The organism is Proteiniphilum sp. UBA1028, assembly GCF_002316955.1.
Classification (GTDB): Bacteria; Bacteroidota; Bacteroidia; order Bacteroidales; family Dysgonomonadaceae; genus Proteiniphilum.
On sequence record NZ_DCEN01000089.1, the window covers coordinates 5,525 to 6,653 of the forward strand.

At 54.7% G+C, this 1,129-nt stretch carries 1 protein-coding gene; it reads right to left on the reverse strand.

Annotation, left to right across the window (positions count from 1 at the left end):
* The coding region (locus B3Z75_RS14200; RefSeq protein WP_294073123.1) for a Gfo/Idh/MocA family protein at positions 1-1,129 on the reverse strand (1,129 nt) is incomplete at both ends.

Below are 1,129 nucleotides of genomic sequence, written 5' to 3' on the forward strand. Positions count from 1 at the left end.
AGAGCGTATACCCTTCGCTGTAGGTCTTGTTGAATAACCGGTGTGCATCTGCTTCGGGATCGTCCACAAACTTCTCGGCAGCAGGATCCCACTTGATGGGGCGGCCCAGGTCGTAGGCAATGTTACCCAGCGTACATACCGTGCAGGAACGATGCCCGATCTCCACAGGCACCACCGGATCGGTCTTTGTCTTCAATGCGTTGACGAAGTTCTCCAGATGCGGAATTTTAGTTTCGTAAGCGCCCTCAGCGACTTCTACCGTGGGAGGAAGCAGGCTCTCGTCGGAAGCAAGGAAATGTTCCCTCGACACTTCAATCCATCCTTTATCGCCCCAGAACTTCACGCCCTTGGTCTTCTTCTCGTTGAACGGCTCCTCGGTCATGACCACACCGCTCGCATATTTATAGGTGAGAAATTGCGTATCTTCGAAACCGGCAGGAATGATCTCGACCGGGCCGCTCTCGTCCATCCCCAGTCCCCACTGGGCAATATCGAACATGTGGGCTCCCCAGTCGGTGGTGAAACCGCCGCCCAGCTCCTTGTACCAGCGCCACCCACCCCAAAACTGCTCGTTCTGCTCGGGATTGAGGGAGATAGGAGGATTCAGCTGTGAGTTGTAGTGAACATACTCCGAAGGGCCCAGCCACAACGGCCAGTTCAAATCGGCCGGCACGGGTTCTTCCGGCAGGTCATACGGTGTGGGAGGCCCACCTACATAGGCATTCACCCGCTCAATCTTGCCAATCTTCCCTTCCTGCACCATCTTCACGGCATGCTGGAAATTAACATCGGAACGTTGCTGGCTGCCAACGCCCAAAATAACTCCGTTATCGCGCACCGCCTTCACCAGCATCTGTCCCTCCTTAATGGTAAAGGTGAGGGGTTTCTCCAGATAGATGTTTTTCTTGGCCTTGGCTGCGTCAATCGCCATGAATGCGTGCCAGTGATCGGGCGTGGCAATCACCACAGCATCGATGTCTGTGCGGGCAATCAGATCTTTGTAGTCTTCGTACAGCTCCACACCCACTTCCTGCTCTGCCGTTGCGTAATAATCGGTGACCCTTTTCAGAAAACGTTCTCTCTTGATGCCATACACATCACTCCCGGCCACAACCTGTACGCCCGGAAT